We start from the raw sequence: 14390 nt of genomic DNA, 5'->3' as shown, positions 1-14390 counted from the left end.
CGGTCACAAATCTTGATCCAAAAACCCAATAATTTCAATGCCAGATCGTAAATCTTTTTTAACTTGCATTAGATCTGCAGATCTATCGGGACTCACCAAATCACAGTACGCCCCGAACCTCGTGGATCACTCGCGCCAGTGACCTGGCCACTGCGGCGATCCCAATAAAGCGCCTGCATATTGCCATACTCACGCTCCAGGCGGTGAAGTATATGGCCCATACTCTGCAATTCAGTCACAGTTTTGTCGTCAAACGCACCAGCCTCATACTCTACCCGGTCCGGCAGGTACTGATGATGAAATCGCGGCTGGCGAACCCATTGCGCAATCGGCTGACCATCGGCCAGCTCCAGAATCGCCAGCAGCACCATACTGATGATGCGCGAGCCTCCAGGCGTACCCAGCATTGCCACACCAGCATCACTCTCAACAAAGGTCGGAGACATGCTCGACAACATCCGTTTGCCTGGCCCGATGGCGTTCGCTTCACCGCCGACCAGGCCATAGACGTTGGGCACTCCGGGGCGGGCCGAAAAGTCGTCCATCTCATCGTTGAGCAACACCCCAGTGCCGGCCGGCACAAAGGCCGCACCAAACGGATAATTGATGCTGAGGGTCGCCGCGACCCGGTTGCCCTCCCTGTCGATGATCGAAAAATGGGTGGTATCAGCGCCCTCGGTAGCCTTTGAAACCGGCTGCGGGGTACTTGGCGTAGCACGCTCAAGCTGAATATCCCGCGCCAGCCCGGCGGCATACCAGGGGTGAGTCAGCGCCTGTAGCGGCATATCGACAAAGTCCGGGTCGCCCAGATAGTCGGCGCGATCCCGGTAGGCCCGGCGCATCGCCTCGATCATCAGATGGACCCGCTGCACCCGAGGCAGGTTGTCGATCTGAAATCCCTCGAGGATATTGAGCATGGTCACCAGCACCACCCCGCCAGATGAGGGCGGTGCCGCACTGATGATCTTGAGCTCACCATAACGGCCGCGGATCGGCTCGCGCTCGACCACCTGATATTGCTGCAGATCCTGCAGGCTCCAGATGCCACCTGCGTCACGCACCCCTTTGACTAGGCGCTGGGCGAGTTCGCCCGCATAGAAACCATCTCGGCCTTTGTCGGCCAACAGCTGCAGGGTGCTGGCCAGGTCAGGCTGGCGGATCAGCTCACCCTCGGCCGGGATCTCCCAGTCGTGCAGAAACTGCCCAGCCGCCGCTGGTGAGCTGCGCAGGGCATCCAGACGCCACTCAGCCATGCGCCGATAGTGCCGGTCCACCGGAAACCCATCCCGCGCCAGACGGATCGCTGGCGCCAGCGATCGGCTCAATGGCAGGCGGCCATAGTGTTCGGCCAGATGCACCAATGCCGCGGGCTCGCCGGGAATCCCCGCCGCCAACGCCCCGTCGATGGAACGCCCCGGCACTACCTCGCCTGCCTCATCCAGGTAGAGATCCCGGTGGGCCGCCAGCGGCGCCCGCTCGCGCCCATCCAGCATCACCTGCCGGCCATCGCTGGCCCGCTGCAGCAGCCAGAAGCCGCCCCCACCGAGACTAGAACTATAGGGTTCCACCACCGCCAGCGCAGCACTCACCGCAACCGCAGCATCGAAGGCATTGCCGCCAGCTTCGATAACCTCACGCCCCGCCTCGGTGGCAAGCGGGTGAGCGCTGGCAATGCCCGCCGCGTTGGGGGCGGCTCCCTGCACACTGCCACTGACCAGCAGTAAAAAGAAAAGGCCCCACATGGAGGCCTTCCTGCAGAAGATCATGAGCCAACTAATGCCAATCACTCTTCGCCAGTGATCCGCTGATATTTGGCATAGAGCTCTTCCTGGGTCTCTTCGTGCTCCGGATCTTTCGGAATACAATCTACCGGGCAGACCTCGACACATTGGGAGGTATCATAGTGACCGACGCATTCGGTACAGAGATCGGGGTCGATCTCGTAAATCTCGTCACCCTGGGTGATCGCACCATTGGGACATTCGGGCTCACAAACGTCACAGTTGATACATTCATCGGTGATTATCAACGCCATTATCACTTCTCCTCATTCAAAGACATCTGCCCGATTCTAGCAGCCTGCCAAACACTAAATAAAACCCATCAAACAGGGAAACCACCTTGCCCTGCCTGAAATCATTCCACGGTATTGAAACGCCGCTCCAGTGCCGTCTGTACTGCCGGCGGCACAAACTCGGAGGTATCGCCACCCAGGACCGCAATCTCCTTCACCAGGCTCGACGAGATGAAGGCGCACTGTTCCGCCGGGGTGAGAAACATCGTCTCCAGGGTCGGCGCGAGGCGCCGATTCATACTCGCCAGCTGGAATTCATATTCAAAGTCCGACACCGCACGCAACCCCCGCAGGATCACGTCGCCCCCTTGAGCCTGCACGAACTCCACCAGCAGGTTGTTGAACGGCTTCACCTCCACATTGGCACAATCCGCGAACACCGTTTCGGCCAACTCAACCCGCTGTGCCAGATCAAAGGCCGGATGTTTGCCGATATTGACTGCAACCGCAAGGATCACCTTGTCAAATAGTTTCGAGGCCCGCTCAACCAGATCACAGTGGCCATTGGTAATCGGATCGAAAGTTCCAGGATAGACGGCGATCGGCATCGATTTGAGTACTCAATTGGGGGCAATGATAGTAACAGAATTGTTTTACCGGAATGATATATATCATCCGCCATCCTGCCGAGGGCGGGCCAGCCCGAAACAGACCTGGCCGGCACGCTTCTCCCGCAGCAGTTCCCAGCCGTCGGGCGGTGCGAGCCCACGCCCAGCATCATCCTCCAGATAGATCCTCGCCCCCTCAGCCAGCCAGCCATTTTCACTCAACAGCCGGCAACACTCCGGCAGCAACTGCGCGGCAAAGGGGGGATCAAGAAACACAATATCGAAGGGGGTGGCTGCACCACGCAGCCAAGCCAGGGCATCAGCGCGCATCACCGAGACGACCTCGCCGAGCCGCAACAGCTGCCGGCTCTGCTCCAGTTGGGCAACCACCTGGGGTGCGCTGTCAAGCATCACCACCTGACTGGCGCCACGGGAGGCCGCCTCCAGCCCCAGCGCGCCGCTGCCGGCAAACAGATCAAGACAGCGCGCCCCGGGAATCAGCGGCTGCAGCCAGCTAAACAGGGTCTCGCGCACCCGATCCCCGGTCGGCCGCAAGCCAGGCAAATCAGCAAACGGAAGCCTGCGTCCCCGATGCAAACCGCCGATGATACGCACCTGATTGGCGGCAGAACGCCCCCGCGCCCTCATCTGACAGACATCGCAAATAACATTACGAGCCCTGCCGTCCCACCCGTACCGTGACCAGGCGATCGGGATGGATGCGGCGACGAAACGCATCGCGCACTTGCCTGACGGTAACCGCTTCGACCTTGGCAGTGAAGCTGTCGAGATAGTCGAGCGGCAGATCATAGAAGCCGATCACCGCCAAATACTCAACGATCTTGCTGTTGGAGGCGATGCGCAGCGGGAAGCCACCGGTAATGTTCTGCTTCGCCGCCTTCAGCTCCGCCGCCGTGGGGCCCTCTGACACATAGCGTTTGAGGGTGTCGAGCAGCACCTGCTGCGCCTGATCCGCCTGAACGTTCTTGGTCTGTAGGCCGAGCTGGAAGATGCCGCTCTGGCGCATCGGCAGAAAGTAACTGTAGACGCTGTAGGAGAGACCGCGCTTCTCGCGCACCTCCTCGCTGAGAATCGAGACCAGCCCGCTGCCACCCAGCACATGATTGCCCACATAGAGGGCGAAGTAGTCGGGATCGCCCCGCTTCATGCCCGGCTGCCCCAGGTAGATATGACTCTGGGAAGAGGGAAACTCGATCGACTCCAGCTGCGCCTGGCCGATCGGCGCCACCTCGGGCAGCGCCGGCGCGGGCTCGCCTTCGGTCAGACCGGCGGTGACCTGCTCGGCGATCTGTTCTGCCTGCGCTCGGTCCACCGCGCCGACGATGGCGACCACCGCATTGCGCGCCACATAGAGCCGCCGATAGGTCGCCAGCAGATCCGCCCGGGTCAGCGCCTTCACCGAGGCCTGGCTACCCTCCACCGGATGGGCATAGGGGTGATCGCCAAACACCAGCCGGTAAAGCACCTTCTTGCCGATAGCCCCAGGCGACTGCTCATCCGCCAGCAGGCTCGCCAAGGTCGCCTGGCGCTCCCGTTCCAGATCTTCCGGCTCGAATCGCGGGTTTGCGACCACCGCCGCCAGGGTCTCCAGCCCGGTGGCGAGGGGCTTGGCGTCGGTCAGACTGCGCAAGGCCACCCAGGCCATGTCGCGCAGCGAGCCCACTTCCAGCTCCGCCCCCACGTTCTCCAACCGCTCGGCGATCTGATCGGCGTTCCACTCACCGGCGCCCTCCCCCATCAGGGTATTGGTCAGAGAGGTGACGCCCGGCTTGCCATCATCCCTTGCGCTGCCAGCATCGAACACCAGACGCACATCCACCATCGGCAGCTCCGGTGCCGCCACAAACAACACCCGGGCACCCTTGCTGGTGTGCCAGCTCTGGATCTTCGGCCCGGCCTGCAACTGAGCCACGAACAGCAGCAGCGACAAAACTAGCCAGAATTTTCTCTTCATTCCATTCACGCTTCGACTCCTCATTTAACCACCGTGACGCCCGCCAGCAGCCGCCCGCGGGCGGCGCTGCTTGCCATCCAGCGGCAGCGGATCGAGCACCGCCACGCTGAGGTTGTCGTCGATAAGATATTTCTGCGCCACCTGCTGCACCTGCTCGGCGGTGACCTCCCTGAGACGAGCCACATACTCATCCCCGAGCCGCCAGTCGAGCCCCACCGTCTCCAGCTGACCCAGCAGCATCGCCTGGTAGAAAATCGAATCCTGCTCGTAGACCTTGCCGGCGATCAATTGGTTGCGCACCCGCTCCAGCTCCGCCTCGCTGACCCGCTCGCTCTTGAAACGCTCCACCTCGGCACGCAGCTGCTGCTCCAAGGTCTCCAGCGAACCGTCCGGAGTCGGCGTGGCATCCAGCATCAACATGCCAGAGAGTCGACTGAAGGCGCTGTAGCTGGCATCCACCGAGGCTGCCACCTTGCTGCCGCGCACCAGATTGCGCTCCAACCGGGCGCTCGAGCCGCCATCCAACACATGCGCGAGCATCTCCAGCGCGTAGGCCTCCCAGGCGTCTTCGGCGCTTGCCAGCACCGGTGTCTTGTAGCCCATCAAAATGTAGGGCTGGCGCGCTGGCGCCTTCACCTGCAGCCGTTTGATGCCGCGCTGGGGCGGCTCGCTGCGCGGCTTGAGGGGGCGGATCTGCTCCGGCTTGAGCGGGCCAAAGTGTTGCTCAGCCAGGGCGAAGATCGCCTCTGGCTGCACATCGCCGACCACCACCAGGGTGGCGTTATTGGGGGCATACCACTGACGGTACCAGGCGTGCAGATCATCGATCTGCATCGCCTCCAAATCGCTCATCCAGCCGATCACCGGAATCCGGTAGGGGGAGGCCTGATAGGCGGTGGCGTTGAACTGCTCGTAGGTGAGTGACTGCGGCTTGTCCTCGGTGCGCATGCGCCGCTCCTCCTTGACCACCTCGACCTCCTTGAGGAACTCTGCCTCCGGCAGGGTCAGGTTACGCATCCGGTCCGCCTCCAGCTCGAATGCCACCGGCAGGCGGTCACTGGCCAGGGTCTGGAAATAGGCAGTGTAGTCGCGCCCGGTAAAGGCGTTCTCCTGCCCGCCATTGGCGGCGATGATGCGCGAGAACTCCCCCGGCGGATGTCTCTCGGTACCCTTGAACATCATGTGTTCCAACACATGGGAGACGCCGGTGATGCCGCCATGCTCATAGCTGGAGCCAACCTTGTACCAGACCTGGGTGACGGCGATGGGGGCACGGTGATCCTCCTTGACGATCACCTTCATGCCGTTCTCCAACAACCGTTCGTGAACCTCTGCCTGCAGCGGCGCCACGACCAGGCTGCTGGCAAAAAAACCAATCAACAAGGCTCTCTTCATCTTCTCTCCCGAATGTCTGCCCGGTAGATAAAACCTCGGACGCAGCAGGAAAAAGTCCCCCACCGCGCTACTCAAACCGGAGAAGAAGGGGCAAAACCCCTTCTCAACATTCTGTTAAAAAACCAAATTCCTGTTTTACTTGCCCCCACGGGCTTGTAAAAATAGCTGATCAACGGGCGGGAACCCGGTGCCGCGGCATTGTTTCAGAGGCAATCTGGAATGTCCAAGCGGCAACAGACTGATAGAGTCTGTCACCGGCGCCGAGTTCCATATGGGGCCTCTGGATGAATCTGGGCGAGCAGAATGTGGCCCGCAAGACTCCCGTCCATGATTTGTTCAGAGGCTCCCAAGCAGTAGCGGGAACGGTTTATGTTTGGATTCGGAAAGAAAAAAGCTGAGGCGCAAAGCACCGAAGCAGTCGTGGAACAGCGCGAAAAGGGTCTCTTCTCCCGCCTCAAGGAGCGCCTCTCCCGCACCCGCAGCAACCTGAGCGATGGCCTCGCCAACCTGCTGTTGGGGCGCAAAGAGATCGACGACGAGCTGCTAGAGGAGCTGGAGACCCTACTGCTCACCGCCGACGTCGGCGTCGACGCCACCAGCCGCATCATCGATGACCTCACCGGGCGGGTAAAGCGCAAAGAGCTGAGCGACCCCGAAGCACTCAGCCGCATCCTCAAGCAGCAGCTGCTGGCGATCCTTGAATCCTGCGCGCCCCCACCACCGCCTCCCCCCCCGGGCCGGCCGCTGGTGGTGCTGATGGTCGGCATCAACGGCGCCGGTAAGACCACCACCATCGGCAAGCTGACGCGGCGTCTGAAACACGAAGGCCAGGAGGTGATGCTGGCAGCGGGCGACACCTTCCGCGCCGCCGCAGTGGAACAGCTGCAGAGCTGGGGCGAGCGCAATCAAGTACCGGTGGTGGCGCAACACACCGGTGCCGACTCTGCCTCGGTGATCTTCGACGCCCTGCAGGCCGCCACCGCTCGCAACATCGATGTACTGATCGCCGACACCGCTGGGCGACTGCACACCAAAACCAACCTGATGGATGAGCTGGCAAAGATCGCCCGGGTGCTGAAAAAGATCGACCCTGAAGCCCCCCACGAGGTACTGCTGGTGGTGGACGCCGGCACCGGCCAGAACGCGGTCAACCAGGCGCTGCAGTTCAACCAGACTGTGAGCCTCAGTGGGGTGGTGATCACCAAGCTCGACGGCACCGCCAAGGGCGGCGTGATCTTCGCCATCGCCGACAAACTCAAGCTGCCGATCCGCTTCATCGGCGTCGGCGAGTCGGTGGAGGATCTGCGCGAGTTCAACCCGCAAGAGTTTGTCGACGCGCTCTTCGAGCGGTAGGCGGATGAGGAGCCTCTTCGCATGGCGATGATCCACTTCGACAACGTCACTAAACGCTACCCTGGCGGTCACGATGGCCTCAACAACGTCACCCTGCGGGTCGAGGATGGCGAGATGGTCTTCCTCACCGGCCACTCCGGCGCCGGCAAGAGCACCCTGCTAAAACTGATCGGCCTGCTGGAGCGCTCTAGCCGCGGCCAGGTGCACGTCAACGGACGCAACCTGAACCGGCTGCGCTCACGCCACATCCCCTACCACCGGCGCGAGGTCGGCATGATCTTCCAGGATCATCGCCTGCTGCCCGACCGTACCGTATTCGACAATGTGGCGCTGCCGCTAATCGTCACCGGTCTCGGCCACAAGGAGATCGGCCGCCGGGTGCGCGCCGCGCTGGACAAGGTCGGGCTGCTGCGCAAGGAGCGAGCGGCCCCGGTCACCCTCTCCGGCGGCGAGCAACAGCGGGTCGGCATCGCCCGCGCGGTGGTCAGCAAACCGCCGCTGCTGCTGGCCGACGAGCCCACCGGCAACCTCGATCCGGAGCTCTCACGGGAGATCATGGATCTGTTCACCCAGTTCAACCAGGTCGGCGTCACGCTGATGATCGCAACCCATGATCTCGACCTGATCGCGCGCATGGGGCGCCGTATCCTGACCCTCAGCAACGGCCATCTGACCCGCGACAACCGCCGGGAGCTGTACTGATGGCCCGCCCCCGCAATCTGCAGTTCAAGCGTCGCAGCCGCCTGCGCCTAGACACTTGGCTGCTGCGCCATCTGCAGGTGGCGATCAGCTCGCTCGGACGCTTGCTGCACGCCCCTCTCGCCACCCTGATGACCTCGGCGGTAATCGGCATCGCACTGGCGTTGCCGATCGGCCTGCATGTGCTGCTGAACAACCTGGAGGCGCTCAGCGGCAACTGGGAGAGCGGCGCCAGCATCTCCCTGTTCCTCAAGCAGGAGATCAGCGACCAACAGGCGCGCACGCTGCAGCAGCGGCTGGCACGCCACTCGCGGATCGCCGAGATCCGCTTTGTTTCCAAGGCCCAAGCACTGGCGGAGTTTCGCCGCCTGAGCGGCTTCGACGAGGCACTCGACACGCTTGGCGGCAACCCTCTGCCTGCGTTGCTGATCATCCAACCAAACATCGACCAAGCCACCGCAGAGCGCGCCCAGCGGCTGCTGCAGGAGTTGAAAAAGCTGCCTGAGGCCGACATCGTTCAGCTCGATATGCAGTGGGTCAGGCGACTACAGGCGATCACCGAAATCGCCCAGCGTGGGGTGCTGGTGCTGGCCGGCCTGCTCGGTATGGCGGTGCTGCTGATCATCGGCAACACCATCCGGCTAGAGATCCAGAACCGTCACGGCGAGATCGAGATCAGCAAACTGATTGGCGCCACCAACGCCTTCATCCGCCGCCCGTTTCTCTATACCGGACTCTGGTACGGGCTGTTTGGCGGCATCATCGCCTGGCTGCTGGTAGCCAGCTCCATCGGCCTGCTGAGCAGCCCGGTGGCAGAGCTGGCACTGCTCTACGAGACCGCCTTCAGCCTCTCCTCGATCAACTCGCTGATGGTGCTGAATATCTTCAGCGGTAGCGCCCTGTTAGGGCTGCTCGGCTCCTGGGTCGCGGTGGGACGCCACCTCAGCGCCATCGAGCCGACTTAGTCCACGCAGTTCAGATCCTTACGCGGGAACCCTTTTGCCTCCTGTTGGTCATATTCAGCAGAAACTGGCACTCTCCTAACATGAGTGCTAACATAATTTAGCAGTAAACTACTGGGGTATTAGATGACTAAGGAACTCACCATTCCCATCGCTCTGCCGACCGGCAGTTTCGACGCCTATGTCGGCGCAGCCTATCAGCTGCCGATGCTGAGCGCAGAGGAAGAGCGCTCGCTGGCGCTGCAGCTGCGCGACCAGCAGGACCTGCAGGCTGCCCGCATGCTGGTGATGTCCCACATCCGCTTTGTCATCCGTATCGCCCGCGGCTACTCCGGCTACGGCCTGGCATTGCCCGATCTAGTACAGGAGGGCACGGTCGGTCTGATGAAGGCGGTAAAACGCTTCGACCCGGATGTGGGCGTGCGTTTGGTCTCCTTCGCCGTGCACTGGATCAAAGCGGAGATCCACGAGTTCATCCTGCGCAACTGGCGCATCGTCAAGGTCGCCACCACCAAGGCACAGCGCAAGCTCTTCTTCAATCTGCGCAGCAGCAAGAAGCGGCTCGGCTGGTTCTCCCGAGAAGAGGTCGAGGGTGTGGCCGAAGATCTGGGAGTAAAACCAGAGACTGTGCTACAGATGGAAGCGCGTCTCGCAGCCCGGGACCTTGCCTTCGATGGCCCGAACAGCGATGACGAAGATGCACCCGCCACACCGGCGGGATTCCTGCCGGATCACAGCATGGAGCCCTCGGCTCAGCTGGAGTCGGCAGACAGCGCCGCTCATCTACAAGAGCAGTTGGGCACAGCCCTCGAATCACTGGACGAACGCAGCCGGGAGATTCTGCAGGCGCGCTGGCTGAGCGAAAAGAAGGCGACCCTGCATGAGTTGGCCAAACGCTTTGGCGTCTCTGCTGAGCGCATACGCCAGATCGAAAAGGCTGCAATGAAGAAGCTCAAGGGGCAGATCGCTGCCTGACCCAAGCTCTTCCCCCGAAAAGTAAAAGGCGGCCACCGGCCGCCTTTTTCGCATCACAAGAATTGTTACTTGGGCGTGTAGCTGAACTTCTGCCCACCGACACTCGCCTCATACATCAAACCACCTTTAGCGATGGTAAACACCGCCACCCCATTCTTGTAGTCGGCATCAGCGGAGACGCCTGCCTTTACCGCCACGGCCGAGGCCTGGGCTCCCAGCTCATAGTTGCCCTGCTTGAAGTCATCCAGCGTTTTTTTATCTTTGAAGAAGATGACCTCCCGATAGGCCTGGCCACCGAGCTGAAAACCAATGGTCAGCTGGGTCACAGAGGTATTGCCAATCGGCTTGCCCTGCTCGTAGACCACACCCTTACCATAGGCACCCCCCAGGCCGAAACCACCCTTACCCACGGTAGGAAAGACCGCGTAGCCTCGCGCCTGATCAAAAAACGCCTGCAGATCCGGATCGGCCTTTTTGAATTCGGCGATCGCCTCATTCGCTTTTTTGACATCATTCGCATCCCAGGCCTGCAGCAGCTGTGAAAAGATCACCAAAAATAGCGTCAAAACCAGGCTGAATGGCTGCTTGAGTTTCATAGAAAGACCTCCGCATCATTGATTATTGCTATCAGTAGACAGCATAGGTGAGATAACGCTTAAAGATGGACCCCGGTAGTCGGGCAGAGATGAGGAAAGTTTAAGGGGCCTCTGATTGCAGCAGCCAATACCCCGTTCCTCCGCGACACTGGCGACCGTCTCTCTGAAATAGCTGGCACGGGAGTCATAATAACTTGCCAGGGCCTCTCTCTTCCCTAAAATGAGCGGGGACTCTGGCGCTTGCCCCCTTCAGGATAGAGCCCTTTACGGAGGCGGCAGGCGATTAAATCAGTGTTTTCTGGGCAAGGTAATGCTTGGGCCTTGTCAGAGCGTCAGGCACTCCGAAACTGCGGCTGTATCTGGTTGTGCCAGAAACGGCACCTCACCGACACAAGGGGCAGGCATCAGCGCCTTGAGACTCTGCAGATTTTCTTGCTGGATGAGCATGTCCGGGTCTACATGGTTGGCCACCCAGCCCACCAACTCCACCCCGGTGGCGAGAATCGCCTCGGCACTCAGCAACGCATGGTTGATGCAGCCCAGGCGCAGCCCGACCACCAGGATCACCGGCAGCTGCAGCGCTTGGGGCAAATCAGAAACCGACAGACCAGCCGCCAGTGGCACACGCCAGCCCCCCACCCCCTCGACCACCGTGCAATCACCCTGCGCTGCCAGCCATTGATAGGCCTGGAGGATCGTCTCGAGCCTGATCGACACGCCCGCCTGCTGCGCCGCCAGATGGGGTGCGATCGGTGGCTCAAAGGCATAGGGATTGACCCGCTCATAGGGGACCGCGGTACTGGATTCGGCACGAATCCGGCTGGCATCCTCGTTGCGTAAGCCTGCGGCGGTTGGCACAGCACCCGATGCCACCGGCTTCATCCCCAGCGTGCGGTAGCCGCTATCTTTCATCTGCCGCATCAAGCCGAGGGTGATTTCAGTCTTGCCGCACCCGGTATCGGTGCCGGTGACAAAGAAGCCCCGCCGCATCATCGCAGGCCTTGTCGAAACATATCCAAAGAAATACTGGTGACCCCATCTTCTGTGCGTTGTTTCGGAGCCCAGGCTGAACCGTAGACCACCTCATAGGTGGCGGGCAGTCGCCCATCCCGGCGAAACGCCTCATAGGCCTGGTACATCGCCTGCAGGCGCCCCTTACCGGTCAGCCCCTTGTGACGCCCCCGGGTCACATTGTGCGCGCCGAGGGTCTTGAGATCCCGCATCAGCCCCGGCACCGCCTCATAGGTGAGGGTAACTCGCTCCACATCCACCACCGGGTCAGCAAAACCGGCGGACACTAGCGCATCGCCCACCTGGTGCATCTCGGGGAAGGGGCTGACGTGGGGCATGCCATCCACCTGGGCCCAGCTATGGCGCAGCTCATGCAGGGTGTCGGGGCCAAAGGTGGAGAACATCAGCAGGCCATCGGGACACAGTACCCGCAGCAACTCGCGGAAGGTGGCATTGAGATCGTTGCACCACTGCAGCGCGGCGTTGGAATAGATCAGATCGACACTGGCATCCGCCAGCGGCAGCTGTTCCGCATCACCGCAGAGACAATGCGGCTTTCGAAACAGTGGTCCGCGCCGGCGTGCCTGCTGCAACATCGGCAGGGCAAAATCGAGCGCGATCACCTGCGCCTTACGGTAGCGGGCCGCCAGCTTCGCCGTCGCCTCGCCAGTACCGGCACCAACATCGAGGATTACCGCCGGCTGATGGCGGATGTAGTCGAGCCGTTCGAGCATGCGCTGCGCAGTCTCCCGCTGCAGAACCGCCACCTCATCGTAGCGCGCCGCGGCACGGGCAAACGAGCGTCTCGCCTGATTCTTGTCTATCATCGGGGTCTCCGCAAACACCTTCACCGGGCCGCCTTCAACAGCGCTTGCAACAGGCCCAGGGTCGCATCGGGATGGGAGAGAAATGGCGCATGGGCCGCGCCTGGAATCACCCCGACAGCGGCACCAGGCTGCAACTCAGCCAGCCCCTGCGCCGCAGCCTCGGGCACCAGGGTGTCGCGCTCGCCAAACAGCCAACCGTTCGGCACCTCCAGCGCGGCCAGCTCTGCACGCAGATCGACCGACTTGAGCAGCGCCAGACCCGCCTGCAGCGCCTCAGGATGAGGATCGGGCAACTCAGCCAGCCGGCTGCGCAGCAGACGCAGCTGCTCCCGTGACGCTTCACTGCCGCGCACCTGCAGGGCGAGAAAACGCTCCAGGGTCTTGCGGTGGTCACGCTGCAGGTTGGCGATGAACTGATCGAGGGTGCGAGGCTCCATCGCACAGGGCCACGCCTCAGCGGCGGCAAAGCGCGGCGTGGCAGCGATCCCAAGCAACGAAACAACCCGCTCCGGCGCATCCAACGCCGCCCTCAGCGCCAGCTGACCACCCAACGACCAACCACACCAGATGGCCCGCAGCGGGGCCACCGCCAACACCGCATCAACCCAATCGGCCAGCGCACTGCGGCCACCCCAAGGGCTCTGCCCATGACCCGGCAAATCAACCAAGCTGACCCGGTAGCTGACGGCCAGGCGCTCGGCGAATCCAGACCAGACCGCGCGGTTCATCCCCCAGCCGTGCAACAGCAGCAGATCGGGACCACTGCCCAGCTGTTCGACGTGCAGCCGCATCACAAACCCTCCGGACGCAACTGCGCCAGTGCATCCAGCAGCCGGTCGAGCTGCTCATCGGTGTGCGCAGCGGAGAGGGTCACGCGCAGCCGCGCGCTGCCCTCGGGCACGGTGGGCGGGCGGATCGCGCTGAGCAGAATCCCTGCTGTTTCTAGCTGCCGGCTCCAGGCTAGGGCAGTGGCTGCCGCGCCGGCGACGATCGGCTGGATCGGTGTCTGCGACGCCATCAACGGCAGACCCAACTGCTGCGCCCCTTGGCGAAAGCGGGCGATCAGTTCAGCCAACCGCTGGCGTCGCCAAGGCTCACTCTGCACGATCCGCAGCGCGGCGCGGGTCGCCTCGGCCAGCGCCGGCGGGGAGGCGGTAGTGTAGACGTAAGGACGGGCCTGCTGGATCAGGGGCTCGATCAGGCTCTCACTACCGGCGACAAAGGCGCCAAAGCTGCCCAGGCCCTTGCCCAGGGTGCCCATCAGGATCGGCACCTCTGCCGCGTCCAGGCCGAATTGTTCCAGGCTGCCGCCGCCATGTTCACCCAGCACACCGAGACCGTGGGCATCATCCACCATCAGCCAGGCATCGTGCGCCTTTGCCAGTCGGGCCAGCGCCCCCAGAGGCGCCAGATCACCGTCCATGCTGAACACCCCATCGGTGGCGATCAGTCTGCGTCCGCTCTGAGTATCCGCCAGCAGCCGTTCCAGCACGGCCAGATCGGCATGGGGATAGCGCCTGAGCCTAGCCCGGCTCAGTAGGCCGCCATCGATCAGCGAGGCGTGGTTGAGGCGATCCTGGAAGATCGTGTCGCCACGATCGGTGAGGGCGGCGAGCACCCCCAGGTTGGCCATGTAACCGGTGGAGAAGAGCAGTGCCCGCTCACGTCCGGTGAACTCGGCCAGCTCCTCCTCCAGGGCATGGTGGGCAGCGCTGTGGCCACTGATCAGGTGCGCCGCGCCACTGCCGGCACCCCAGCGGTCGATACCGGCGTGCATCGCCGCCTTCAGCTCCGGATGATTGGCCAGTCCCAGATAGTCGTTGGAACAGAACGCCAGCATCGACCGGCCATCCAGCTGCAGTTCAGGCTGCTGTGGGCTCTGCAGCAGACGGCGGCTGCGATAGAGGCCATCGCGACGACGCTGCTGGAGCCGCTTGTCGAGGCTCTTCTCGGTCATCCGTTCATAACCCGGCAC

Annotated in this window: 15 protein-coding genes; 4 read left to right on the top strand and 11 right to left on the bottom strand. The window is 62.3% G+C overall.

Annotated elements, in window-relative coordinates:
• Positions 1 to 92: 92 nt before the first annotated feature.
• From ggt to L0Y14_RS02190, 6 genes are all read right to left on the bottom strand, one after another.
• Complete coding sequence (gene ggt / locus L0Y14_RS02215; RefSeq protein WP_006473570.1) at positions 93 to 1742, bottom strand: gamma-glutamyltransferase; 1650 nt, start codon at positions 1740 to 1742, stop codon at positions 93 to 95.
• Positions 1743 to 1783: 41 nt separating this feature from the next.
• Positions 1784 to 2035 carry a YfhL family 4Fe-4S dicluster ferredoxin gene (locus tag L0Y14_RS02210; RefSeq protein WP_006473569.1) on the bottom strand — a complete coding sequence of 84 codons (252 nt, stop codon included), beginning with the start codon at positions 2033 to 2035 and terminating at the stop codon, positions 1784 to 1786.
• Positions 2036 to 2136: 101 nt separating this feature from the next.
• A complete protein-coding gene (gene coaD / locus L0Y14_RS02205) occupies positions 2137 to 2622 on the bottom strand; it encodes a pantetheine-phosphate adenylyltransferase (RefSeq protein WP_005958582.1) in 486 nt (161 codons plus the stop codon).
• Between the two features lie 63 nt (positions 2623 to 2685).
• On the bottom strand, positions 2686 to 3270 hold the full coding sequence (rsmD, locus tag L0Y14_RS02200; RefSeq protein WP_006473568.1) for a 16S rRNA (guanine(966)-N(2))-methyltransferase RsmD: 585 nt from the start codon (positions 3268 to 3270) through the stop codon (positions 2686 to 2688).
• A 22-nt stretch (positions 3271 to 3292) separates the two neighbouring features.
• The gene (locus tag L0Y14_RS02195; protein WP_240991548.1) at positions 3293 to 4597 is read right to left on the bottom strand and encodes a M16 family metallopeptidase; all 1305 of its coding nucleotides are present in this window, start codon (positions 4595 to 4597) and stop codon (positions 3293 to 3295) included.
• Between the two features lie 24 nt (positions 4598 to 4621).
• Positions 4622 to 5992: a M16 family metallopeptidase gene (locus L0Y14_RS02190; RefSeq protein ID WP_039959444.1), complete on the bottom strand. Its 1371-nt coding sequence runs from the start codon at positions 5990 to 5992 to the stop codon at positions 4622 to 4624.
• A 369-nt stretch (positions 5993 to 6361) separates the two neighbouring features.
• Between L0Y14_RS02190 and ftsY the strand changes: the two genes are divergently transcribed.
• From ftsY to rpoH, 4 genes are all read left to right on the top strand, one after another.
• The gene (gene ftsY, locus L0Y14_RS02185) at positions 6362 to 7345 is read left to right on the top strand and encodes a signal recognition particle-docking protein FtsY (RefSeq protein ID WP_006473565.1); all 984 of its coding nucleotides are present in this window, start codon (positions 6362 to 6364) and stop codon (positions 7343 to 7345) included.
• Between the two features lie 27 nt (positions 7346 to 7372).
• A complete protein-coding gene (gene ftsE, locus L0Y14_RS02180; RefSeq protein WP_039959456.1) occupies positions 7373 to 8047 on the top strand; it encodes a cell division ATP-binding protein FtsE in 675 nt (224 codons plus the stop codon).
• Positions 8047 to 9009: a permease-like cell division protein FtsX gene (gene ftsX / locus L0Y14_RS02175; RefSeq protein ID WP_005958576.1), complete on the top strand. Its 963-nt coding sequence runs from the start codon at positions 8047 to 8049 to the stop codon at positions 9007 to 9009. The genes ftsE and ftsX overlap by 1 nt, the downstream gene beginning before the upstream one ends.
• 123 nt (positions 9010 to 9132) lie before the next feature.
• Positions 9133 to 9981 carry an RNA polymerase sigma factor RpoH gene (gene rpoH / locus L0Y14_RS02170; RefSeq protein WP_005958575.1) on the top strand — a complete coding sequence of 283 codons (849 nt, stop codon included), beginning with the start codon at positions 9133 to 9135 and terminating at the stop codon, positions 9979 to 9981.
• Positions 9982 to 10046: 65 nt separating this feature from the next.
• Here the strand turns inward: rpoH and L0Y14_RS02165 are convergent, their stop codons facing one another.
• The 5 genes from L0Y14_RS02165 to bioF all read right to left on the bottom strand — a co-directional run bounded on the left by L0Y14_RS02165 (position 10047) and on the right by bioF (position 14372).
• On the bottom strand, positions 10047 to 10577 hold the full coding sequence (locus L0Y14_RS02165) for a lipid-binding SYLF domain-containing protein (protein ID WP_005958574.1): 531 nt from the start codon (positions 10575 to 10577) through the stop codon (positions 10047 to 10049).
• A gap of 324 nt (positions 10578 to 10901) precedes the next feature.
• Positions 10902 to 11570, bottom strand: a complete 669-nt coding sequence (gene bioD / locus L0Y14_RS02160; protein ID WP_005958573.1) for a dethiobiotin synthase — start codon at positions 11568 to 11570, stop codon at positions 10902 to 10904.
• Positions 11567 to 12415, bottom strand: a complete 849-nt coding sequence (gene bioC, locus L0Y14_RS02155) for a malonyl-ACP O-methyltransferase BioC (protein ID WP_006473563.1) — start codon at positions 12413 to 12415, stop codon at positions 11567 to 11569. Before bioC ends, bioD begins: the two co-directional genes overlap by 4 nt.
• Positions 12416 to 12435: 20 nt before the next feature.
• Entirely contained in the window at positions 12436 to 13206 is a 771-nt protein-coding gene (gene bioH, locus L0Y14_RS02150; protein ID WP_006473562.1) for a pimeloyl-ACP methyl ester esterase BioH, read from the bottom strand.
• Entirely contained in the window at positions 13206 to 14372 is a 1167-nt protein-coding gene (gene bioF, locus L0Y14_RS02145; RefSeq protein WP_006473561.1) for an 8-amino-7-oxononanoate synthase, read from the bottom strand. Before bioF ends, bioH begins: the two co-directional genes overlap by 1 nt.
• Between the last annotated feature and the right edge of the window lie 18 nt (positions 14373 to 14390).

It is taken from the genome of Candidatus Endoriftia persephonae (assembly GCF_023733635.1).
Taxonomy (GTDB): Bacteria; Pseudomonadota; Gammaproteobacteria; order Chromatiales; family Chromatiaceae; genus Endoriftia; species Endoriftia persephonae.
The sequence above is the reverse complement of the archived record's forward strand: the minus strand, read 5'-3'. Positions and strand labels throughout refer to the sequence as shown.

Bases quoted from the DNA above. Each gene is read 5' to 3' on its own strand.
- ggt (WP_006473570.1), bottom strand. From the start codon at position 1,742: ATGTGGGGCCTTTTCTTTTTACTGCTGGTCAGTGGCAGTGTGCAGGGA.
- L0Y14_RS02210 (WP_006473569.1), bottom strand. From the start codon at position 2,035: ATGGCGTTGATAATCACCGATGAATGTATCAACTGTGACGTTTGTGAG.
- coaD (WP_005958582.1), bottom strand. From the start codon at position 2,622: ATGCCGATCGCCGTCTATCCTGGAACTTTCGATCCGATTACCAATGGC.
- rsmD (WP_006473568.1), bottom strand. From the start codon at position 3,270: ATGAGGGCGCGGGGGCGTTCTGCCGCCAATCAGGTGCGTATCATCGGC.
- L0Y14_RS02195 (WP_240991548.1), bottom strand. From the start codon at position 4,597: ATGAAGAGAAAATTCTGGCTAGTTTTGTCGCTGCTGCTGTTCGTGGCT.
- L0Y14_RS02190 (WP_039959444.1), bottom strand. From the start codon at position 5,992: ATGAAGAGAGCCTTGTTGATTGGTTTTTTTGCCAGCAGCCTGGTCGTG.
- ftsY (WP_006473565.1), top strand. From the start codon at position 6,362: ATGTTTGGATTCGGAAAGAAAAAAGCTGAGGCGCAAAGCACCGAAGCA.
- ftsE (WP_039959456.1), top strand. From the start codon at position 7,373: ATGATCCACTTCGACAACGTCACTAAACGCTACCCTGGCGGTCACGAT.
- ftsX (WP_005958576.1), top strand. From the start codon at position 8,047: ATGGCCCGCCCCCGCAATCTGCAGTTCAAGCGTCGCAGCCGCCTGCGC.
- rpoH (WP_005958575.1), top strand. From the start codon at position 9,133: ATGACTAAGGAACTCACCATTCCCATCGCTCTGCCGACCGGCAGTTTC.
- L0Y14_RS02165 (WP_005958574.1), bottom strand. From the start codon at position 10,577: ATGAAACTCAAGCAGCCATTCAGCCTGGTTTTGACGCTATTTTTGGTG.
- bioD (WP_005958573.1), bottom strand. From the start codon at position 11,570: ATGATGCGGCGGGGCTTCTTTGTCACCGGCACCGATACCGGGTGCGGC.
- bioC (WP_006473563.1), bottom strand. From the start codon at position 12,415: ATGATAGACAAGAATCAGGCGAGACGCTCGTTTGCCCGTGCCGCGGCG.
- bioH (WP_006473562.1), bottom strand. From the start codon at position 13,206: ATGCGGCTGCACGTCGAACAGCTGGGCAGTGGTCCCGATCTGCTGCTG.
- bioF (WP_006473561.1), bottom strand. From the start codon at position 14,372: ATGACCGAGAAGAGCCTCGACAAGCGGCTCCAGCAGCGTCGTCGCGAT.